Source organism: Thalassospira sp. MIT121401, from assembly GCF_047125595.1.
Lineage (GTDB): Bacteria > Pseudomonadota > Alphaproteobacteria > Rhodospirillales > Thalassospiraceae > Thalassospira > Thalassospira povalilytica.
In genome coordinates, this window is record NZ_CP138926.1 from 1,435,857 (window position 1) to 1,457,088 (window position 21,232).

At 54.5% G+C, this 21,232-nt stretch carries 17 protein-coding genes; 7 read left to right on the forward strand and 10 right to left on the reverse strand.

Features of this window, described 5'->3' with window-relative positions; translation table 11 throughout:
* From SIB88_RS06495 to SIB88_RS06515, 5 genes are all read right to left on the reverse strand, one after another.
* Positions 1-690, reverse strand: coding sequence for an exonuclease domain-containing protein (locus tag SIB88_RS06495; RefSeq protein ID WP_068519482.1), 690 nt, complete (start codon positions 688-690; stop codon positions 1-3).
* A 5-nt stretch (positions 691-695) separates the two neighbouring features.
* Positions 696-2,564, reverse strand: a complete 1,869-nt coding sequence (locus SIB88_RS06500) for a DUF294 nucleotidyltransferase-like domain-containing protein (protein ID WP_412557669.1) — start codon at positions 2,562-2,564, stop codon at positions 696-698.
* 190 nt (positions 2,565-2,754) lie between these two features.
* A complete protein-coding gene (locus tag SIB88_RS06505; RefSeq protein WP_068519484.1) occupies positions 2,755-4,521 on the reverse strand; it encodes a sodium:solute symporter family protein in 1,767 nt (588 codons plus the stop codon).
* A gap of 25 nt (positions 4,522-4,546) precedes the next feature.
* A complete protein-coding gene (locus SIB88_RS06510) occupies positions 4,547-4,807 on the reverse strand; it encodes a DUF4212 domain-containing protein (protein WP_068519485.1) in 261 nt (86 codons plus the stop codon).
* Between the two features lie 151 nt (positions 4,808-4,958).
* A complete protein-coding gene (locus SIB88_RS06515; RefSeq protein WP_412557670.1) occupies positions 4,959-5,204 on the reverse strand; it encodes a hypothetical protein in 246 nt (81 codons plus the stop codon).
* A 221-nt stretch (positions 5,205-5,425) separates the two neighbouring features.
* Between SIB88_RS06515 and ettA the strand changes: the two genes are divergently transcribed.
* On the forward strand, positions 5,426-7,105 hold the full coding sequence (gene ettA / locus SIB88_RS06520; RefSeq protein ID WP_114113684.1) for an energy-dependent translational throttle protein EttA: 1,680 nt from the start codon (positions 5,426-5,428) through the stop codon (positions 7,103-7,105).
* Positions 7,106-7,248: 143 nt separating this feature from the next.
* On the opposite strand, the gene SIB88_RS06525 is transcribed toward ettA, so the two are convergent.
* Both SIB88_RS06525 and SIB88_RS06530 read right to left on the reverse strand, forming a co-directional pair.
* Positions 7,249-7,890, reverse strand: a complete 642-nt coding sequence (locus SIB88_RS06525; protein WP_068519488.1) for a phospholipid-binding protein MlaC — start codon at positions 7,888-7,890, stop codon at positions 7,249-7,251.
* A 9-nt stretch (positions 7,891-7,899) separates the two neighbouring features.
* Positions 7,900-8,598 (reverse strand): VacJ family lipoprotein, encoded by a 699-nt coding sequence (locus tag SIB88_RS06530; RefSeq protein ID WP_242512713.1) that lies wholly within the window; start codon positions 8,596-8,598, stop codon positions 7,900-7,902.
* A gap of 393 nt (positions 8,599-8,991) precedes the next feature.
* Between SIB88_RS06530 and SIB88_RS06535 the strand changes: the two genes are divergently transcribed.
* The 4 genes from SIB88_RS06535 to metH all read left to right on the forward strand — a co-directional run bounded on the left by SIB88_RS06535 (position 8,992) and on the right by metH (position 14,724).
* Complete coding sequence (locus SIB88_RS06535) at positions 8,992-9,969, forward strand: ArsR/SmtB family transcription factor (protein ID WP_068519490.1); 978 nt, start codon at positions 8,992-8,994, stop codon at positions 9,967-9,969.
* A 61-nt stretch (positions 9,970-10,030) separates the two neighbouring features.
* Positions 10,031-10,924 carry a methylenetetrahydrofolate reductase gene (gene metF / locus SIB88_RS06540; protein ID WP_369813526.1) on the forward strand — a complete coding sequence of 298 codons (894 nt, stop codon included), beginning with the start codon at positions 10,031-10,033 and terminating at the stop codon, positions 10,922-10,924.
* Between the two features lie 51 nt (positions 10,925-10,975).
* Entirely contained in the window at positions 10,976-12,040 is a 1,065-nt protein-coding gene (locus tag SIB88_RS06545; RefSeq protein WP_228196351.1) for a homocysteine S-methyltransferase family protein, read from the forward strand.
* Between the two features lie 38 nt (positions 12,041-12,078).
* Positions 12,079-14,724 (forward strand): methionine synthase, encoded by a 2,646-nt coding sequence (metH, locus tag SIB88_RS06550; RefSeq protein WP_412557671.1) that lies wholly within the window; start codon positions 12,079-12,081, stop codon positions 14,722-14,724.
* Positions 14,725-14,842: 118 nt separating this feature from the next.
* Here metH and SIB88_RS06555 read toward each other — a convergent pair whose 3' ends face one another.
* Positions 14,843-16,087 (reverse strand): multidrug effflux MFS transporter, encoded by a 1,245-nt coding sequence (locus SIB88_RS06555; RefSeq protein WP_250282326.1) that lies wholly within the window; start codon positions 16,085-16,087, stop codon positions 14,843-14,845.
* Between the two features lie 270 nt (positions 16,088-16,357).
* On the opposite strand from SIB88_RS06555, the gene SIB88_RS06560 reads away from it, so the two are divergent.
* Positions 16,358-18,151: a chloride channel protein gene (locus SIB88_RS06560; RefSeq protein ID WP_288350439.1), complete on the forward strand. Its 1,794-nt coding sequence runs from the start codon at positions 16,358-16,360 to the stop codon at positions 18,149-18,151.
* 78 nt (positions 18,152-18,229) lie between these two features.
* Here SIB88_RS06560 and SIB88_RS06565 read toward each other — a convergent pair whose 3' ends face one another.
* Positions 18,230-18,835 (reverse strand): hypothetical protein, encoded by a 606-nt coding sequence (locus tag SIB88_RS06565; RefSeq protein WP_412557672.1) that lies wholly within the window; start codon positions 18,833-18,835, stop codon positions 18,230-18,232.
* Positions 18,836-19,105: 270 nt separating this feature from the next.
* On the opposite strand from SIB88_RS06565, the gene wecB reads away from it, so the two are divergent.
* Entirely contained in the window at positions 19,106-20,245 is a 1,140-nt protein-coding gene (gene wecB, locus SIB88_RS06570; protein ID WP_412557673.1) for a non-hydrolyzing UDP-N-acetylglucosamine 2-epimerase, read from the forward strand.
* Here the strand turns inward: wecB and SIB88_RS06575 are convergent.
* Positions 20,235-21,083 (reverse strand): hypothetical protein, encoded by an 849-nt coding sequence (locus SIB88_RS06575; RefSeq protein ID WP_412557674.1) that lies wholly within the window; start codon positions 21,081-21,083, stop codon positions 20,235-20,237. The genes wecB and SIB88_RS06575 overlap by 11 nt on opposite strands.
* Positions 21,084-21,232: the final 149 nt, after the last annotated feature.

Below are 21,232 nucleotides of genomic sequence, written 5' to 3' on the forward strand. Positions count from 1 at the left end.
TTAGCGCAGTATCCGGTTGAGCTCAAGTTCGCCTTTTGGATCACGTTTGGCAATCTGTGCCAGAAACAGCCCCGAGGCGGCAATTGCATCGGACAATGCGTTGTGGGCGCGAAATGGTGGCAGGTTATGACTGCGTCGCAAATTATCAAGTTTCAGCGCCCCTGATTTCATCGGTTGTCCGCTGCGATGCAGGTCGCGCAATGCCAGAACCAGGGTATCAACCGTTGGAATTTGCAGTGGCGCACCAAAACATCGTTTGCAGGCCTGACCCAAAAAGCCGAGCTCGATCGGGGCGTGATGCGATATCAGAACCCGGCCAGCCATTTGGGGCAGCAAATGTTCCAGTGCGGTGGCAATGTCGGGGGCATCGGCCACGTCGCTGTCAAAGATGCGGTGAACAACAACCGAACTTTCGCGAAGTTCTCCGCGCGGGCGGACCAGAATATGTTCGCAGCTGGCAAAATCGACACCAAGCTGGCGGATAATGACCCAGCCCAGACTGACAATCTCGTCGCGTTTGGGATCAAGGCCCGTGGTTTCGAGATCAAGGGCGATAAATTCGGTTTCCATCACGGACCGGGCTGGATCGGCAGGCGGGATATCATAATAGCGGCGCAACGGGCCGGTAGCCTTGCGCTGAATGAAATCGCGATAGAGCTGACTGTCGAAGATTTTCTGGCGCAACCCCATACCGATCAGGTCCCGCTTTTGCCAAAGGCGTGTTCAAGCGCACCCTGAAGGTTCTTGATCACCGAAAAGGCATCCTTAAGGTGGCTGCGCTCAAACGCAGACAGGCTTTCAGGATGAAGGAAGTTGTCCGGGGCATCCCCGCGCCGGATTTGTCGTACCTGATGTTTCAGGCGCGTGATGCTGATGAATTCGAACGCATCAAGCAGATCGGATGCCCCCTGTGTGCTGATGGATGGCAATGGTTTGATGGCATGAAGACGTTCGAAGGTATTGACTGCTTCGACCCCATTTGCCAGCGCGTGGATACGCGCAATATCAACAATCGGGACCACGCCATTATGTTTCAGATCAAGGGTCCGGTCATGTTCCCCGCCGCGGATCATCACAAAGTTTTTAAAGAAGCCCAGCGGCACGTGATGGGTCAGGGCATTGCCAACCATATAGGCCTGGAAAATACGATTGTCCCGGGCCTTTGACACAATCAGGCGGTGCAGATTGTCAAACAGGCTTTTGGTGCCATGGATCGGGCGCAAGTCAAACCAGACCGAACACAACATCAGGGCCTTTGGTTCGGGTTGTTCGATCCATTTGTTGAAATATTGCTGCCAGACCCGTACGGGCTGACGCCACTGGTCGGTTTTTGCCATCATCTCGCCCGGGCAAAAGACATAGCCAACCGTATTCAGCCCGTCACAGACAAAATCAGCCAGCGCCTTGAACCAGGCCCCGTGCTGTTCGGGATCATAGGTGTCATCAATGATCAGGCAGTTGTCCTGATCGGAAAGGGCGGTTTGTTCCTGTCGGCCCTGGGATCCGCCAGCCATCCAGACATAGGGAACGGGCGGCGGGCCAAGCCTTTCTTCGGCCAGTTGCAAAAGCCGCACGGTTGCCGCATCCGACAGGGTGGTGACGATATGCCCGGCATTTTGCGATGTCGCGCCTGCTTCGATCAGGTGGCTGAGAAGTTCGGGAACCTGTTCGATCACCTTTGCCATGTCTGCCGGATTGGTCAGTTTGCCGATCCGTCCGGCCATGTAAACGGCGGACAGGGATTGACGCGCCAGCAGGTTGTTGGTGGTGATCATGCCGACCGCCTTGCCGTCTTTCATGACCGGAAGGTGACGGACATTGTGTCGCGTCATGGTCAGAAGCGCGTCAAAGGCATAATCATCGGGATGAACCGAGATCGGGTTGGCAGTCATGATTTCGGTTACCGGTTCATCATAACTGCGTCCCTGGGCAACAACGCGATTGCGAAGGTCGCGGTCGGTCATGATGCCTGCAATCTCGTCGGCACCCTCGGTGATCAGCAGGCAGGAAACCCGTTCCTTGCTCATCAGTTTTCCGGCTTCAAGGATGGTGGCCGATTTGTCGATACTGACAAGATCGCGGGCAATCAGGTCGGCGACCTTGATGCTCATGAGTTTGAGCTGATCGTCATCGCGGCTTTCAATCAGTTGCATGCCGCTGCGCAGCCGGTCGCCCCCCATCTGGGCAAAGAAATATTTGAATTGCGGGTATTTCCCGGCCAGTTCGTGAAAGTCCTTTTCCGGCAACAGGTAACACAGGCTGTCTTCAAGGGTGGTGATGTTATTGGCAGCCTTGCCATTGCGGAACATTGCGCGCACACCGAAACATTCCCCTTCGGACAGGCGGGCAAGAAGCTGGCCGTCCGGATCGCGGGTTTCGGTGCCGCCAGTCCGGATGATGTAAAGATGAAGGCATTGTTCTTCGGGGGACAGGACCTTGGTGCCGGCGCGGAAATACCGGGCCGTCAACCGTTTGGGCAGGGCATTGATTTCTTCGTCAGGCAACAGCGCAAACGGGTGATGCTGTTTGAGAAATTCCGCGATTTCTTCGAGTTCGATGCTCATGCCTTTTGTCCTCCGTCAGAGGCTGTTTGATTTAATTTGCACAGCGCAGCCGGTTGGTGGGCCAACATAAATCAATGCAAACCAAATAAAACAGACCCGCCTTCATTGTTGCCTGATAGCAACCGAAAAGAAAAGCCCCCGGACCAGTGATCCGGGGGCCTGCAACAGATTTGGCAAACCGGTTGACCGATTAATGGTCAACCGCGCCACCGGCTCCTTTCGGAACGCGGATGTCTTCAACCATGTGCTGGATATGTGCCGGCGGTTCAGCGGTGACTTTCGACACAGCGAAAGCAACGATGAAGTTCAGAACCATACCCACGGTACCAATGCCTTCCGGCGAGATACCGAACAGCCAGTTGTCCGGCGTGTTGGCAATGATCGGATCGAAGAACACACCTTTATAGGCAAGGATATAGCCCATGGTGAAGATCAGACCCGTCAACATGCCGGCAATCGCGCCTTCGCGGTTAACCTTCTTGGAGAAGATCCCCATGATGATAACCGGGAACAGCGAGGATGCCGCAAGACCGAAGGCAAACGCGACCACCTGTGCCACGAAGCCCGGCGGGTTGTACCCGAGATAACCGGCAATCAGGATCGCAACAGCTGCTGCGATACGTCCTGCCATCAGTTCTTGGCCTTCTGTCATGTCCGGTGTGAAGGTACCTTTCAGAAGGTCATGCGACACGCCAGAGGAAATCACAAGAAGCAGGCCGGCAGCAGTCGACAGCGCAGCGGCAATACCGCCCGCAGCAACCAGTGCAATGACCCAGTTCGGAAGCTGTGCGATTTCCGGGTTGGCCAGAACCATGATGTCACGGTCCACGCTCAGTTCGTTGCCAGCCCAGCCATATTCGGCAGCCTTGGCAGCGAATTCTGCGTTCGCATCGTTGTAATACTGGATGCGACCGTCACCGTTCTTGTCCTCGAAGCTCAGAAGGCCGGTTGCTTCCCAGCGCTTCATCCAGTCCGGACGTTCTTCATAGGACAGGTTGCCGTCTTCGGCACCAACTTCACCGGTCTGGATGGTTTCGGTCAGGTTCAGACGAGCCATTGCACCAACTGCCGGGGCAGTGGTGTAAAGCAGCGCGATGAAGACCAACGCCCAACCAGCCGACGAACGTGCGTCACGTACTTTCGGCACGGTGAAGAAGCGAACGATAACGTGCGGAAGACCGGCAGTACCAACCATCAGGGCGGCGGTGATGGCAAAGACATCAATCGTCGATTTGTTGGTGGTCGTGTATTCAAGGAAGCCGAGTTCCGTCACGACATTGTTGAGGCGTTCAAGCATATATTCGCCGGTACCATTGACGGTCGAGCCGAATGCCAGCTGCGGCAGCGGATTGCCGGTCAGCTGGAAGGCAATGAAGATCGCCGGAATGGTGTAGGCAACAATCAGAACGCAATATTGTGCAACCTGGGTATAGGTAATGCCCTTCATGCCGCCAAGAACGGCATAGATGAAGACGATGCCCATACCGACGATCAGACCGGTAAGAATTTCGACTTCAAGGAAGCGCGAGAACACGATACCGACGCCGCGCATCTGGCCTGCCACATAAGTGAACGAAATAAAGATCAGGCAGATAACAGCAACGATACGGGCCGCTTTGGAGTAATAGCGATCGCCGATGAATTCCGGCACGGTGAACTTGCCGTATTTACGCAAGTAAGGTGCCAGAAGCATGGCCAGCAGGCAGTAGCCGCCGGTCCAGCCCATCAGGTAAACCGAGCCGCCATAGCCAAGGAAGGCAATGAGGCCAGCCATAGAAATGAAGGAAGCAGCCGACATCCAGTCTGCTGCGGTCGCCATGCCGTTGACGACCGGGTTAACACCTTTGCCAGCGACATAGAATTCGCCGGTGGTGCTCGCCTTGGCCCAGATCGCGATGCCGATATACAGCGCGAAGCTCAAGCCTACGACGATATATGTAAGGGTAGTAAGATCCATTTTGTCTGTCTCCCCAGATCCAGCGTCAATCGTCGTCTTCGTGAACGTCGAACTCGCGGTCCAGTTTGTTCATCTTCGACACATAAACGAAAATCAGTGCGACAAAGACATAGATGGACCCCTGTTGAGCAAACCAGAAACCAAGCTGGAAGCCCGCTATTTCGATACTGTTAAGGGCATCGACAAACAGAATGCCGAAACCGTAGGAAACGATGAACCAGATCACAGTCAGAGTTGCGACCAGCTTCACGTTTCTCTTCCAGTAGGCTGCGCTTTGTTCATCCATCGCGCGTCTCCTTCCTAGAATTGATAACTTCCCCTGCCGACCGTTTGTTGTGTTTTTGTCAGTCGGCCGCATGTACTAAGCGGCAATGAAACTGTAACGACACACTCATTGCCTTCTAAGCTCGATACCAGTTTTCGGGATTCCCCAGAAGCTAATCATTAGTCGTATAGAACAGTGCGTTAGCGATGGTCTGGTTGAATGAACCGGCCAAAATCACAAAGATTTCCGCCAGTTTTTTCATTGTGCAATGCGGCATTTTTGGTTGAGTTTTCGGGGTGAATAAAACACTCATAGATTGCCGTTTGGCAGTGTTCCGGATGCTTTTGGTCTGTTTGGGGGCGATTGCCTGTGATGGTTTGCACATCGGTTGCGGATCAAATTTGCGCGTCGCTTGCACAAAAAATTGCCCGGCGCGGTTGCCCGATCACCAATTTCGACAAAGTTAGAGGGTGTCCTGCCCCCGCGTGCGGCTTGCATGCGGGCATGTGCGGTTTGAAGTTGTTAAGCGCAAGCACGTCGGTTACAAACGGGCACAGCTTTTCAGGCATGAATATGTGCATGCCGTCGTGATCCGGTCCCGATGGGGACGGACCCAATGACATTTGGATGGGGAATTTAATGGCATCCTACCAGTATATTTACGTCATGAAGGACCTGACCAAGATCCTTCCGGGCGGTCGTGAACTTTTCAAGGGCATTACGCTGTCGTTCCTGCCGGGCGTAAAGATCGGTGTTCTGGGGAACAACGGTGCGGGTAAGTCGACCCTGCTCAAGATCATGGCAGGCATCGAAAAGGATTTTGCCGGTGAAGCATGGCCGGCAGAAGGTGTTCGCGTTGGTTACCTTGAACAGGAACCGCAGCTGAACCCGGCCAAGGATGTTCTTGGCAACGTCATGGAAGGCTGCGGCCAGGTTGTTGACGATCTTGCGCGCTTTAACGAAATCAGCGCCAAATTCGCCGAGCCGATGACCGATGACGAGATGAATGATCTCCTTGCCGAGCAGGGTGAACTTCAGGAACGCATCGATGCGGCCAATGGCTGGGATCTTGAGCGTACGCTTGAAATCGCCATGGACGCGCTGCGCTGCCCGCCCAAAGATGCCGATGTGTCCAAGCTTTCCGGTGGTGAGCGCCGCCGCGTTGCGCTTTGCCGTCTGCTGCTTGCCAAGCCGGACATTCTGCTGCTCGACGAACCGACCAACCACCTTGATGCGGAATCGGTTGCGTGGCTTGAACGTCACCTGGAAGACTATCAGGGCACCGTCATTCTGGTTACCCACGATCGTTACTTCCTTGATAACGTTACCGGCTGGATCCTTGAACTCGACCGTGGTCAGGGCATCCCGTATGAAGGCAACTATTCATCCTGGCTGGAACAGAAGCAGAAGCGTCTGGAACAGGAAGCCCGTCAGGAAGGCAGTCGCCAGAAACAGCTGGCAACCGAGCTGGAATGGATTCGCCAGAACCCGAAAGGCCGTCAGGCAAAATCCAAGGCCCGTGTCCGTGCCTATGATGATCTTGTCGCCGAAGCCGCCAAGGCGGTACCGGATTCGACCAAGATCGTTATTCCGATTGCCGAGCGCCTTGGTAACGAGGTTATCACTGCCGAAGGTCTGACCAAGGCATTTGATGACAAGCTTCTGTTTGATGATCTTCATTTCCGTCTGCCGCCGGGCGGTATCGTTGGTGTGATCGGCCCGAACGGTGCAGGTAAAACCACGCTGTTCAAAATGCTGACCGGAACCGAAACCCCGGATTCCGGAACGCTGAAGATCGGTGAAACCGTCAAGCTTGGCTATGTCGATCAGTCGCGTGACTCGCTTGATCCGAACAAGACCGTCTGGCAGGAAGTTTCCGACGGCCTGGACGAGATCCTTCTGGGTAAACGTCCGATGTCATCGCGCGCCTATGTTTCGCAGTTTGCATTCAAAGGTGCGGACCAGCAGAAAAAAGTCGGTCAGCTTTCCGGTGGTGAACGTAACCGCGTTCACCTTGCCAAGATGTTGAAATCGGGCGCAAACGTGCTGCTGCTTGACGAACCGACCAACGATCTTGACGTTGATACGCTGCGTGCGCTTGAAGAAGGTCTTCTGGAATTTGCCGGTTGTGCTGTGGTTATCTCGCACGATCGCTTCTTCCTTGACCGTATTGCGACTCACATCCTGGCTTACGAAGGCAATTCGCATGTCGAATGGTTCGAAGGCAACTATCAGGAATACGAGGCGGATTACAAACGCCGCTATGGTGAAGAGGCAAGCCGCCCGCACCGCATCAAATACAAGCCGCTTACCCGTTAATTCGGGCAAGGGCATTGTGAATTGCGAAAGGCCACCTTCGGGTGGCCTTTTGTTTTTGGCGCGCAATGGGCTTATTTTCGGACAAAGAAAAAGCCACCATCTGGAAATGGTGGCTTTGATCTTTTGATGGTGTGGTCTGTGACCTAAAGGCCGGTTTTTGCCTTAAGCGCGCTAGTCAGGGCGCTGACATCATCGTTATTTTGCTGGATCACCGAGGTGAATTCGTCACGCTGGGTGATGCCCATGCTCAGACCTTCGATCGAAACATCAATGATCTTGTAATGGTTATCAAACAGACGCATACGCCAAACGATATTGACCGGCGGGCCATCGGGGCGGACGAACTGTGAATTGACGAAGGTGTCCTTGTTCTTTTCGGTCTCGCTGCCGACAACGAACTGTTCGCCGTTAAAGGCTTTGAACTGGTTGGCATAATTCAGCGCGAGATAGTTCTGAAGAAGCTTGGAAAACTCGTCGATTTCTTCCTTGGAGATGGAACGCCAATAGCGGCCGAGCACAAAGCGCGACACAACTTCCATTTCGAAGTAGCGATCCATCAGGGCAACGAATTTCTGGCGGCGGACATCATCGCCAAGCGTCTGGTCGGTCAGTTCGGCCATTGCCTGATCGGCAAGGGACTGAATGACATTGGCCGCACTTTGGTCAACGGCGACCTCTGCGATCACCGGGGATGCGGTGGTCGCGGCCATAACCGGGCCAGACCAGACCGCAGCAACACCAAAAAGTGCGGCTGCTGCGGGGATGATGATCTTGGTCTTGGTCATGGCTTGCTCTTACTGGCTTGCGGCTTCGACGGCGTCGTCAAAGCTGAATTCAGCACTTTCATCCTCGACCGCAGAAGCCGGTGCAGGTGCGCCGTTGCGAATCAGGGTGTTGCGCTGCTGACGATACAGGCTGCGCAGGGCTGCATAATAGTCGATTGACGATTTCTGCAACTCGTTAAGCTGATTGACGGTCGCATAGCGATAATGCAATGCGCTCACACCGATCGAGCCAAGATAAAGTGCTTCGGCGGTGTCGCTGTTCCGTGCGCCCCAGGTCAGCGGGTTGGCAACATAGTCAACACCAAGGCCAACACTGTCACGCAAGTTGGACGGACCAATCAGCGGCAGAACAATATAAGGACCGGCGCCGACGCCATAATGCGCCAGGGTCTGACCGAAATCTTCACGACGGTACGGAATGCCGAAATCGGCAGCGACGTCGTTGAAACCAAGGAAGCCCAGCGTCGAGTTCATGATGAAACGCTGGAACGAGGCCGCGGCCTGATCCGGATCACCCTGAAGCAATGCGTTGAGTGAGTTCAGCGGTTCGTTCAGGTTGCGCACAAAGCTTGCAACCGACGTCTTGACGGGTTCCGGCGCAATATCGCGGTACCACATCGCAGCGGGGTACAGAACCATGAAATCGACTGCGCCGTTTACACCGTGCACAACACGGTTTACCGGTTCAATTGGGTCGAAATCGCTCATATCCTGTGCGGGCTCTGTTGATGCACAAGCCGTCAGCAAGGACAGCGAACCAGCAGCACAGAGTGAAAGTAGAGCTCGAAACTTCATTATTTTCAGCCAACCGATTTTCGATACATAGACTTCCTTGACCCAAGACGTTTTTCGCGCGGGAACACCAAAAAACGTTACCGATCAACTTCCTGCTCTCGAAGTCGGATCATGTATCGCGTACGCCTCGAATATTTATGTGGTTAGCATAGGGCGAAATTAAACGCCAGCATACAAAAAGTTGAAAGGGTTCAAGCCGTTTTACCGTGTGACCTTTTTGCCATACCTCGTTTGGGTGGGAAAATAGTCATTGATTAAATATAAACATATCTTTATATCTGTTTTTTGTGAATGGGAGAAACGGTTATGGAACAGGTTTTGGCAAGATTGCGCGCGGCCGCCGAAGCGACACGGCTTCGGTTATTGGCGATTTGCGCGGAATGCGAACTGACGGTCAGCGAGATCACGCAGATCATCGGCCAAAGCCAGCCACGTGTTTCCCGTCATCTGAAATTGCTGTGCGAAGCCGGGCTGCTTGTGCGGTTCCGTGAAGGGACCTGGGTGTTCTATCGCACGCCGCATTCCGGCCCGGGGGCCGATCTGGTGCAGCCGGTTCTGGCGTTGTTGCCGGCCGATGATGAAATTTTGTCCCTTGATCGGGCCCGCCTTGATCAGGTCAAAGCACAGCGTGAAAAAATCGCCACCGAATATTTCCGCGCCAATGCCGAAGACTGGGACCAGATCAGATCCCTTCATATTGACGAGGCTGTTGTTGAACAGGCCCTGCTTGATGCGGTCGGGGATCTGAGCGGCGGGCGTATTCTTGATATCGGTACGGGAACGGGCCGGATACTGGAACTGCTGGGTCGAAACGCCGAAGAAGGTGTCGGTGTGGACATGTCGCGCGAAATGCTTGCCGTGGCGCGTGCACGCCTGCAACGTGCCGATCTTTCCAATTGTCTGGTGCGTCAGGCCGATATGTATCAGCTGCCGTATCCGGGGGGCATGTTTGATGTCGTGACCCTGCATCAGGTTCTTCACTTTGCCGAAAAGCCCGATGCGGCAATTGCCGAAGCCGCCCGCGTTCTGGCGCCGGGGGGCAGGCTGGTGGTTGTCGATTTTGCCCCGCATGATCGCGAAGAATTGCGTGAAGAGCACGCGCACCGGCGCCTTGGCTTTGAAGATTCGTCGATCAGTACGTGGTTTCGCGCATGTGAACTTGTATTCGACAATGTCATAAACCTGCCCGGCAAGCCGCTGACCGTCCGGATCTGGACAGCGCATGCTGCAACCCAGGCCGCCACACAGACACCAGATAAAAACACCGACAGGGCTGCGGAATAATCCGTATCACCCGAGACCAAAAATAAAGCCCGATCCAAGGGAAAGCGAAGACAGGATTGAAATGATGACGGTTCAAGAAAAACAGGCAGCACGCAACGATCTGCGGGTTTCATTCGAATTCTTTCCGCCCAAAACGGAAAAGATGGAAGAAACCATGTGGCGATCGATCCATCGTCTTGCGCCGCTGAACCCGTCCTTTGTTTCGGTGACCTATGGCGCGGGCGGTACTACGCGTGATCGCACACATGGCAGTGTCACCCGCATTCAGGGCGAAACCGGCATTCCCGCGGCGGCACACCTGACCTGTGTTGGTCATACCAAGGACGAAATCGAACAGATCGCCCGTAAATACTGGGACGAAGGCATTCGTTCGATCGTGGCCCTGCGCGGTGATCTGCCTGATGCCGGTGATACCTATGAACCGACCCCGGGCGGTTATCCCTATGCGGTTGATCTGGTTGCCGGGCTTAAGGAAATTGCCGATTTTGATATTTCGGTGTCGGCCTATCCGGAAATGCATCCCGATGCACCAAGTGCCGATTTCGAGATCGATTATCTGAAACGCAAGATCGATGCCGGGGCCAACCGTGCGATCACGCAGTTCTTCTTTGATAACGAGACCTATCTGCGGTTCCGTGACAAATGTGATGCTGCTGGCATCACGGCCCCGATTGTTCCGGGTATCCTGCCGGTGACCAATTTTGCATCGCTTTTGAAATTTGCCGATATGTGTGGGGCCTCTGTGCCGGAACGCTTGCACTGGCGTTTTGACGGTCTGGACGAAGATCCGGAAACGCGCCGCATGGTTGCATTCCACGAAGCCATTTCACAGGTTGAAGGGTTGATGAAGGAAGGGGTCAGCGACTTCCACTTCTATACCCTGAACCGTGCCGAACTGACCTATGCCATCTGTCATGCGCTGGGTATTCGCGGAACGGACAAGGCTGCGGCCTGAGTTCCGATTACCGATAACAGCAAAGCCTGACTGAAAGACTGGATGAAAAAGATGAATGATCGCAAGGAACGCATCGCCCTGCTGCGCAAACGGGCCGAACAAAAGATACTGATCCTTGATGGCGCCATGGGCACCATGATCCAGAAACACAAACTGACCGAGGAAGATTATCGCGGTGAACGGTTTGCCGACTGGAAACAGGATGTCAAAGGCAATAACGATCTTCTGTCTCTGACCCAGCCAGACATCATCAAGGACATCCATCTGCAATATATTGCGGCAGGTGCTGACCTTCAGGGGACCAATACCTTCAGTGCGACGACCATCGCGCAGGCCGATTACGGCATGGAAGACCTGGCCTACGAGATCAATTTCGAAAGTGCCAAGATCGCGCGTCAGGCGTGCGACGAATGGGAAGCCGCCCATCCCGGCGATGTGCGTTTTGTGAACGGTGCCATTGGTCCGACCAACCGCACGGCCTCAATCTCGCCGGATGTGAACAATCCAGGCTATCGCGCGATCACCTTTGATCAGCTTAAAGACGCCTACAAGGAAGCGGCCAAGGGCCTGCTTGACGGTGGTGCGGATACGCTTCTGGTCGAAACCATTTTCGATACGCTCAATGCCAAGGCCGCATTGTTTGCCATCGACGAAGTTCTTGAAGAACGCGGTGAAGATGTTCCGGTCCTTATTTCGGGCACCATCACCGATGCATCGGGCCGTACCCTTTCAGGGCAGACCACCGAAGCATTTTATAATTCGGTCCGCCATGCCAAGCCGTTTTCGATCGGTTTGAACTGCGCACTTGGTGCTGCACAGCTGCGCCCCTATGTGCAGGAACTGTCGCGCATTGCCGAATGCCGCGTTTCGGTTTATCCCAATGCCGGCCTGCCGAACGAATTTGGTGAATATGATCAAAGCGATGCGGAAATGGCCGCACTGGTCAAGGAATGGGCTGAAACCGGCATGGTCAATTTGCTGGGCGGATGCTGTGGCACAACACCGCCACACATCAAGGCGATTGCCGATGCCGTGGCCAATGCCAAGCCGCGGGCGCTTCCGAAAATTGAACCCAGAATGCGTTTGTCCGGCCTTGAGCCGTTTGACGCTGCGTAAACCCGATATTGATTGCTGAAAAGAGATCGAACAGACCCATGACCGACATTTCCAGATTTATCAATATTGGTGAACGTACCAACGTTGCCGGATCGCTTAAATTCAAAAAGCTGATCGTTGACGAAGATTACGATGCGGCCCTTGAGATTGCCCGCCAGCAGGTCGAAAACGGCGCACAGATCATCGACATCAACATGGATGATGCGATGCTTGACGCCGAAACGGCGATGGTCAAGTTCATCAACCTGATTGCGGCCGAGCCCGACATTGCGCGCGTGCCGATCATGGTCGACAGTTCCAAATGGAATGTCATCGAGGCCGGTCTTAAATGTCTTCAGGGCAAGGGGATCGTCAACTCGATCAGTCTGAAAGAAGGCGAAGAACCCTTTATCGCCCAGGCCAAACAGTTGCGCCGTTACGGTGCGGCTGTGGTTGTCATGGCCTTTGATGAAAAAGGCCAGGCTGATACGGTCGATCGCAAATTTGAAATTTGCAAACGCAGCTATGACGTTCTGGTCGAAAAAGTCGGCTTCCCGCCCGAAGATATCATTTTCGATCCGAACATCTTTGCGGTCGCAACCGGGATCGAAGAACACGACAATTATGCCGTTGATTTTATCGAAGCCTGCAAGCTGATCAAAAAACACCTCCCTTATGCCAAGATTTCCGGCGGTGTTTCGAACGTCTCCTTCTCGTTCCGGGGCAATAACCCGGTCCGCGAAGCCATGCATTCGGTCTTCCTGTATCACGCCATCCAGGCCGGTCTTGATATGGGGATCGTCAATGCCGGGCAGCTGGTCGTGTATGAAGAAATTCCGGCAGAACTGCGCGAACGCGTTGAAGACGTCATTTTGAACCGTCGTTCGGATGCGACTGACCGTCTGCTTGAGGTTGCCGAAAAATACAAGGGCACGGGCGGCCCGGAAAAGAAGGCCGATCTGGAATGGCGCAAAAAGCCGGTCAATGAACGTCTGGCCCATGCGCTGGTCAACGGCATTGCCGAATTCGTCGAGGAAGACACCGAAGAAGCCCGCCAGCAGGCCGACAAGCCGCTTCATGTCATCGAAGGGCCGCTGATGGATGGGATGAACATCGTCGGTGACCTGTTTGGTGCCGGCAAGATGTTCTTGCCCCAAGTGGTGAAATCCGCCCGTGTGATGAAAAAGGCCGTCGCCTATCTGATCCCGTTCATCGAAGAAGAAAAAGACGGTGTGCGCGAAAGCAACGGCAAGATCCTTCTGGCGACGGTAAAGGGTGATGTCCATGACATCGGCAAGAACATCGTTGGTGTGGTTCTGCAATGTAACAATTTCGAGGTCCTCGACCTTGGTGTGATGGTTCCGACCCAGAAGATCATTGAAACTGCCAAGGCCGAAAAGGTCGACATGATCGGTCTTTCGGGCCTGATTACGCCGTCGCTGGAAGAAATGACCTATGTTGCTGCCGAAATGGAACGCGAAGGACTGGATATCCCGCTTCTGATTGGCGGGGCGACCACGTCAAAGGTACATACCGCGGTCAAGATCGCACCGAACTATAACAAGTCGGTCGTTTACGTGATTGATGCATCGCGTGCGGTGGGCGTTGCAAGCCAGCTGGTTTCGGAAACCCATCGCGAACGATTTGCTGCTGAAATCCGCAATGAATATTTGGCGATGGCGGAAAAACACGCCGCCCAGCAATTGCAGAAAAAACGCTTCGCCCTTGCTGATGCACGCGCCAACAAGGTGCAGCTTGACTGGGATGCCTACGACGTTCCGGTTCCGGCAAAGCCGGGGATCACCGTCTTTGATGACTTTGATCTTGAAGATCTGGTCGCGCGTTTTGACTGGAAGCCGTTCTTTGAAACCTGGGAACTGCATGGTCGTTTCCCCGATATCCTCAAGGATGAAAAAGTCGGCGAAACTGCGCGCGGTCTTTTTGACGATGCGCAGGAAATGTTGAAACGCATTGTTGCGGAAAAATGGTTCAAGCCGCGGGCGGTTGTTGGCATCTGGCCGGCAAACTCGATCGGCGATGATATCGAAGTCACCCCGGCCCCGGATCAGAATGAACCGGTCATGCTTCATACCCTGCGTCAGCAGATGTTCCGCGAAAACAACAAACGCCCGAACCGGGCTTTGGCCGATTACATCGCGCCGAAGGAAAGCGGCAAGACCGATTATATCGGTGCCTTTGTTGTGACGGCGGGACCGGAAGTCGAACAGATTGCCTCAAAGCTTGAAGCCGAGCATGACGATTACAACGCCATTCTGGTCAAGGCGCTTGGTGATCGCTTTGCCGAAGCCTTTGCCGAGCGTATGCACGAAAAGGTCCGCAAGGAGCTTTGGGCCTATGCCGCAGACGAGAATCTCGGCAATGATGATCTGATTGCGGAAAATTATCGCGGTATCCGTCCGGCACCTGGTTATCCTGCGTGCCCGGAACATACCGAAAAACGCACCCTTTGGTCGCTTTTGAATGCCGAGGAAAATGTCGGCGTTTCCCTGACCGAAAGCTGTGCGATGACCCCGGCATCGTCTGTCAGCGGTTTCTATTTCGCCCACCCCGAAGCCAAATATTTCGGCCTTGGCAAGATCGAACGCGATCAGGTCGAAAGTTATGCCGAACGCAAAGGCATGACCATGGCCGAGGCAGAACGCTGGTTGGCACCAAACCTGAATTACGATCCACGTCAGTCATAATGATCTGAAGTCATGATGATCTGACTGGTCGCAATGAAAAGCCCCGCAGACTGCACTCTGCGGGGCTTTTTCGTTTAGGGGCTGTCGGGGAAAGGCCGTGTCAGTTTCAGAGCCCGTGTCAGTGTGTCGCCTGACAGAACTTTCCGCGTTCGGTAATGCCGACAATGACAATGGCAATCACACCAAGACAGAAATATCCACCCAGAAGCGGGATGACCGTGCCGTCAAACTGCTGGCCGATAATGCCCCCGGCAATCACGCCGATCAGGGTGCTATAGACGCCGATCATTGAAGACGCAGTTCCGGCGATGGCGCCAACCGGTTCCATGGCCAGCGAATTGAAATTCGGCATGGTCAGTGAAAAGCAGAACAGCGTCATGGTAAGGCCGATACCAAACAGCCAAAGCGGCGGCTTGCCGTCAAAACCGATTGCGATCAGAACGTTGACCAGACTGCTTGCCGTCATGAAGAACAGGGCGACATGGGAAATCTTGTGCATGCCAAGTTTCCGCACCAGACGGGCATTGACGAAGGATGAGAAACTCATACAGGCCGCAATCATGCCAAAGGCAAGCGGGAACCAGACACCCAGTCCATAGACCTCTGTCTCGAAGATTTGCTGTGCCGAACCGATATAGGCCATTAGACAGGCAAACATCATGCCCATGACGGTGGCATAACCGAATGTCTGGCGGTTGGTCACGGTGGTTCTGATGTCACGGGCAATCCGGCGAACCGAGAGTTTGTGACGATATTCAGGATGCAGTGTTTCGGGCATCCGAAGCAGGTACCAGCACACAATCGCAATCGCGAGGACAAGCGTACTGACAAAAATCATGTGCCAGTTTGCCAGTGCCAGAATCAAACTGCCCGATGCCGGGGCAAACACCGGAAGAATGATGAACACCATCATGACAAAGGACATGACGCGCGCCATTTCGCGACCTTCAAAACAGTCGCGCGTGATCGCCATGGTCAGAACGCGCGGGGCCGCAGCACCAAGTCCCTGGACGAAACGGGCAATAAGCAAATGATCATAGCTGTCGGCAAAGATCGCCATGACCGTACCGACGGCATAGATGCCAAGTCCGGCGATCAGGGTCGGGCGGCGGCCGAAACTGTCGGCAAGCGGGCCATAGACGATCTGCATCAGGCCAAAGGCAATCATGAAGACATAAATCAGCATCTGCATGCGGTTGCCGTCTTCGATGCCGAAATCGGCAGCAATCGGGCCAAAGGCCGGTAACAGGTTGTCAATCGACAGGGCGACAAGCCCGATGGTGATGGCCATCAGACAGACAAATTCAGCAAAGCCGGGTAGCGGTCGTACCGCAGTGCTACCCGTGGGTCGGGGATCATTCATTTTCGGATTCCGTATCAACACGGTTTGGGTGGCGTCAGAAATTCTGAACAGACGGCGAAGAATGCTGCATTTCCCCCGTCGATGGCAATGATCGTTTTTTGAAAGCTGTTTGGTTGTGGACACCGGCTGACGGGGGAGGGCGCGGCCAGAGATCGGAAAATATCCTTGATGTTTCGGGTGTTTACCCTTTATTCGCAGCAATCGCTGATCCTATGATCAACCCCATCGGAACAGGACCCCTTCGTATGTTTGCTCTGCGGTGTTGCGGCAATGGCTGAAAAACTGATCAAATCCAATCTGGTACTAAGCCGTCTGCGCCGTCTGGTGAAAAGCGAGCAACTGGTCCTGTCGCTTCTGGCGCTGGTGGTTGGTGCGATGGCCGGGGGCGGAACGATCCTGTTTCGGGACGGTATTTTGCTGGTGCAGGCGCTGGTTTATGGGTGGGGCGAAGAATCCCTTCATCAACATCTGATGGGATTGTCGAACTGGCATCTGGTTCTTGGCCCGACCGCAGGCGGGCTGGTCGTCGGTGTTTTCATCTACAAGTTTTTACCCGGTCAACGCCCGCACGGGGTTGCGGATGTTATTGACTCTGCTTCGTTCAATGATGCGCGCATGTCGACCCGGTGCGGCATCAAAAGTGCGATTGCCAGCGCGGTGTCACTGGGAAGTGGCGCGTCACTTGGCCGCGAGGGGCCGGTTGTCCATATGGGGGCGTCCTTTGGGGCTTGGCTTGCACGCGTGTTGCATTTGCGCCGCGGGGCGGCGCGCACCTTGTTGGGATGCGGGGTGGCATCGGCCGTTGCCGCATCCTTCAATGCGCCGCTGGCCGGGATGTTTTTTGCCCATGAAGTGGTTCTTGGCCATTATGCCAGGACCGCTTTTGCACCGATTGTGATGTCGTCGGTGATGGGGACTGTGATTACCCGTCTTTATTACGGATCGGAAGTGGCGTTTTTGATCCCGCTCCATAACATTCAGTCGTTCTGGGAATTTCCCGCATTTGCACTTTTGGGGTTGCTGGCCGGGATCACCGCAATGCTGACGGTGCGTGCCATTCCCATCGTTCAAAAGGTTGCCGATACCACGCGTGCGCCGCTTTGGTGTCGGCCGGCGATTGCCGGTCTGGTGGTTGGAATTGTTGGCCTTGGCTTTCCGCAGATCATCGGTGTCGGTTATGGCGCGATGAATGATGCGCTTTACGAAACATACAGCCTGACATTTCTGATCGGTCTGCTGTTTGCCAAGGCGTTTGTCGTGGCGATCTGCATGGGGCTTGGATTTGCAGGCGGGATGTTCAGCCCCAGCCTGTTTCTTGGTGCGATGCTGGGCGGTGCGTTCGGGATCGTTGCCACCCACGCCTTGCCGGATTTCTCGTCCGGGCACGGGGCATATACCCTGGTCGGGATGGGGGCGGTGGCGGCTGCTGTTCTGGGGGCACCGATTTCCACAACCCTGATCGTGTTTGAGCTTACCGGCGACTATCAACTGACCATTGCGGTGATGCTGGCGTCGGTTCTGGCATCGGTAATCATGGATCAGGCCAATGGCGGATCATTCTTCCACTGGCAGCTTAAAATGCGCGGGCTGTCGACCAATTGGGGGCGGGAAGTCAATCTTCTGCGCATGATCAAGGTCGCCGACATCATGAAGCGCGAATATGTCACCGTGCCTTTATCCCATGATTTGCCAAGTGTCCGATCAGCCCTTTTCAATGCACCCTATGCGGAGCTTTTTGTCGTCGATGACAAAGGCAAACTGCATGGAACCATCACATTGACCGATTTGCGCAATGCAGCGTTTGATACGGATGCCGCCCAGAATATGACGGCTGGCGAAGTGGCGCGGTCAAAGCCGCCGGTTCTGTTCCGTACTGACAGCATCGAAAAAGCCATCCGCCTGATGGAGCAAACCGGCGAGGAACATTTGCCGGTGCTCAATAACGGTGAAGATCGCGAGATGATCGGCTTTGTGCACGAAAAGGATGCGATGATGGCCTACAACAACGCGCTTCTTGAACTGCAAAGCGAAGAACGCGGCGACGCCCCGCCAAAGCTGTTCTGACGTTATCAAAGTCCCCGCATAAAAAGAGCAGCACCGAAAGATGCTGCTCTTTTGCGTGGTCGGATCACAGACTGGTCTTTATGCGGCCAGTGCCGTGTCACCGGCTGATTTCCGGGTTTGCTGTCCACTTAGAAGCTGGGCTGTAAGGCGACTGTCCAGACCGGCAACATCTTCGGGAAGATTTGTTGCGGATTGTTCTATCTGATCAAGTTCCTGACGTGCCTGGCGTCGTTCGAGTTCAGTCTTTTCTGCCTTTTCATCATCCTTTATCGGAATTGAATTGGCATCACGCAGTGCGGTTCTGAATTCTTCTTCGGCGTCTTTCTTGGCATTCAAGATGTCAGCTTCGGTAGAGTCAGATTGTGAGGATGACGAAAACACATCGCCCGCCGCATTGCTGTTCGGGTCATTGTCATTGTCATTGCCTTGAACGTCAGCCATGGCAGACGCAAAGCTTGATGATCCCGAACCGATATTCTGAAATTCAAGCATGACGGACTGCATCGCATCGGAAAGCTGGCTTTTGGACGTGCCGGTTTCCGAATTGGTGTCGCCCGTTGTCAGTACAGGTACTGCGCTACCTGCGCTAAAACCTTCGATACCTTCGTGTGCACCTGACCGCTCCGAAGAGCCGGCCCGGGAAGACATTGGCAACCCGTTGCCCAATCCAAAAATAGTACTCATGCCGAGATACCCTTCTTGTGGGATGCACAAAGCATCCCTGACAGCGGCAAATTTGCACAAACCGCCGTCAGAGGATGCTAACCACCGGGAAACAAGCAATTCCCGGACCACATGAAGCAGGGCAATCTTCTTGAGCGGACAGTAATTTAGGTGAATTGAATTTTGCGTGCGCGGCGGCCCCCGAAAGATGTGCAGCAGGCAAAATATACCGATACCAAAGAGGGTTATGAGCACCCCGCCTTATCCATTAGGCTGTTTGGCCTTGAAAACATGTCTGGCGGCAATGACGGGACGGGGATGAAGCTTCATCTGATTGCAGGGGCACGGCCGAATTTCATGAAGATCGCCCCGTTATGGCAGGGCTTGCGTACCCATGGGGATATCAAGGCGGCTTTCATTCATATGGCGCAGCATCGCGATGCGGAGATGACGTCAACGATCTGGCGTGATCTGGGAATGGCGGATCCTGACCATATTGTGCAATGGCAATGCAGTACCAGTCAGGACCGGATTGCGCCGATGATGGCCGGTTATGAAAAGCTTTGTCTCCAAAATCGCCCGGACGCGGTTCTGGTGGTCGGGGATGTCAGTGCGTCACTTGCCGCGGCGATGACGGCCTCGAAGCTGCAAATGCCGCTTATCCATCTTGAGGCTGGATTGCGGTGCTTTGATTTGTCTGTTCCCGAAGAACGCAATCGTATGACCATTGACCGGTTGGCGGACCTGCATCTGACCCCGTCCGCCGATGCGGACGAAAACCTTCTGGCCGAGGGGATCACACCAGACCGCATCAGGCGTGTCGGCAATATCATGATCGATACCTGTGTCATGATGAATGATGCGATATGCAATGATGTGATAACAGAAACGCTGGGGCTTGCCCGGGGTGAATACGTGCTCGTAACGCTTCATCGTCCGGGCAATGTTGATGATCGTGCAAAGCTGCGCCGGATCTGTCATGCAATTGGTGATGTTGCCGGCCATGTTCCGGTGTGCTGGCCATTGCATCCCAGAACCCGCCACCAACTTGAACAGATTGACGGCATTGCCATGCTTGAACAAAGCGGGGTGAAGGTCTTGGCGCCGCTTGGATATGTATCCTTTGGGGCTGTGATGGCAAATGCCGGACTGGTGGTAACCGATTCCGGTGGTGTGCAGGAAGAAACCAGTTGGCGTGCGATCCCCTGTCTGACCTTGCGCCCGTCAACCGAACGACCGGTTACGATTGACTTGGGGACAAACCGTCTTGTCAGCATTGAAGGTCTGTCCGCCACGGCAATCGATGCCATGACCGGGCAGTTATTCGCGGAACGGCGGGATTGTGAAATCCCGCTTTGGGATGGTCAGACGACCGGGCGTGTCATTGCGGAACTTGACCGGTTCCGCAGAAATGGTGGCATCAGGAAATAATCTGCGCCATTACCTTGTTGCCCAGGGCTTCGTTGCGCATGTCAAAGCCGCCAGTCGACAGGGTGCTGTCATCATTATTTTCAGCCATATTTCGCGCAACGGTTTCAGGCATCGTGCCGTTATCGGTGGCCGTATCCATTCCCGCATTAACGTCAGTATCAGAGTCAGAGTCCGAGCTGTTGTCAGGAAGGCTGCTTTGTGACGGGGTTGCATCTTGCGGGGCGGCAGCCATGATTTCCGACAGGCTGACCACACCGTCTTCGTTGGTATCAAGCGGGTCATAGGTGCCCTCGGACCCCATCGAAGCCAGCATGCTGTTCATGACGGTATCTTCGCTGCTGCTGTCATCGCTTGAAAGCACGGCCCCGCTTGGCGGTGTCATGGATGCCAGATAGTCATCTTCGGATATGCTTTGGGCATCGGACCCGGCCATGACATTCCAGAGATTTTCAGACATTTCATCGCTGACCCCATCGGGGGCCGATGCCATGAATTCATCCTTGGTCAGCGTTCCGTCGCCGTCGGTATCCATGTCAGAGAACAGGCGCTGGGCATCAAAGCTGCTGTTGCCGTCGGTGGTGGTGCTGGTTTCCTGCAACTCAATAAGCATCGACATGATGGAGTCTGAAAGCTGACCGGTGATGGCTTCGCTTTGCGATGTCATTTCCGACATGCTGTCGGTGCCGGTCGATCCGCTGCCCTGCAAGGCATAAAGCGAAAATCCGCCAAATGCTTCAATGCCCGAAGAACCGTCGCTACCTGTTGATGAATTGGCAGACTGGCTGTTCTGGCTAAGTATTTGCGCGATGCTGCCGCTCATGCTGCTGATGCCGCTCATATTTCTACCTTCATTCAGAATTGCGTTGTTATCTGAACTCACGCGAAAGACCGGAAAAACTGGCGCAAAAAGTTTTTGAAGATCGGGAAAGGGGTGGTTGATGTTCCTGTTTCGTTGCAGAATGGAAAAAATACCCGGCCGCATCCGAT

Coding starts and splice junctions, on each gene's coding strand:
- SIB88_RS06495 (WP_068519482.1), bottom strand. CDS start 690: ATGGGGTTGCGCCAGAAAATCTTCGACAGTCAGCTCTATCGCGATTTC.
- SIB88_RS06500 (WP_412557669.1), bottom strand. CDS start 2,564: ATGAGCATCGAACTCGAAGAAATCGCGGAATTTCTCAAACAGCATCAC.
- SIB88_RS06505 (WP_068519484.1), bottom strand. CDS start 4,521: ATGGATCTTACTACCCTTACATATATCGTCGTAGGCTTGAGCTTCGCG.
- SIB88_RS06510 (WP_068519485.1), bottom strand. CDS start 4,807: ATGGATGAACAAAGCGCAGCCTACTGGAAGAGAAACGTGAAGCTGGTC.
- ettA (WP_114113684.1), top strand. CDS start 5,426: ATGGCATCCTACCAGTATATTTACGTCATGAAGGACCTGACCAAGATC.
- SIB88_RS06525 (WP_068519488.1), bottom strand. CDS start 7,890: ATGACCAAGACCAAGATCATCATCCCCGCAGCAGCCGCACTTTTTGGT.
- SIB88_RS06530 (WP_242512713.1), bottom strand. CDS start 8,598: ATGAGCGATTTCGACCCAATTGAACCGGTAAACCGTGTTGTGCACGGT.
- SIB88_RS06535 (WP_068519490.1), top strand. CDS start 8,992: ATGGAACAGGTTTTGGCAAGATTGCGCGCGGCCGCCGAAGCGACACGG.
- metF (WP_369813526.1), top strand. CDS start 10,031: ATGATGACGGTTCAAGAAAAACAGGCAGCACGCAACGATCTGCGGGTT.
- SIB88_RS06545 (WP_228196351.1), top strand. CDS start 10,976: ATGAATGATCGCAAGGAACGCATCGCCCTGCTGCGCAAACGGGCCGAA.
- metH (WP_412557671.1), top strand. CDS start 12,079: ATGACCGACATTTCCAGATTTATCAATATTGGTGAACGTACCAACGTT.
- SIB88_RS06555 (WP_250282326.1), bottom strand. CDS start 16,087: ATGAATGATCCCCGACCCACGGGTAGCACTGCGGTACGACCGCTACCC.
- SIB88_RS06560 (WP_288350439.1), top strand. CDS start 16,358: ATGGCTGAAAAACTGATCAAATCCAATCTGGTACTAAGCCGTCTGCGC.
- SIB88_RS06565 (WP_412557672.1), bottom strand. CDS start 18,835: ATGAGTACTATTTTTGGATTGGGCAACGGGTTGCCAATGTCTTCCCGG.
- wecB (WP_412557673.1), top strand. CDS start 19,106: ATGTCTGGCGGCAATGACGGGACGGGGATGAAGCTTCATCTGATTGCA.
- SIB88_RS06575 (WP_412557674.1), bottom strand. CDS start 21,083: ATGAGCGGCATCAGCAGCATGAGCGGCAGCATCGCGCAAATACTTAGC.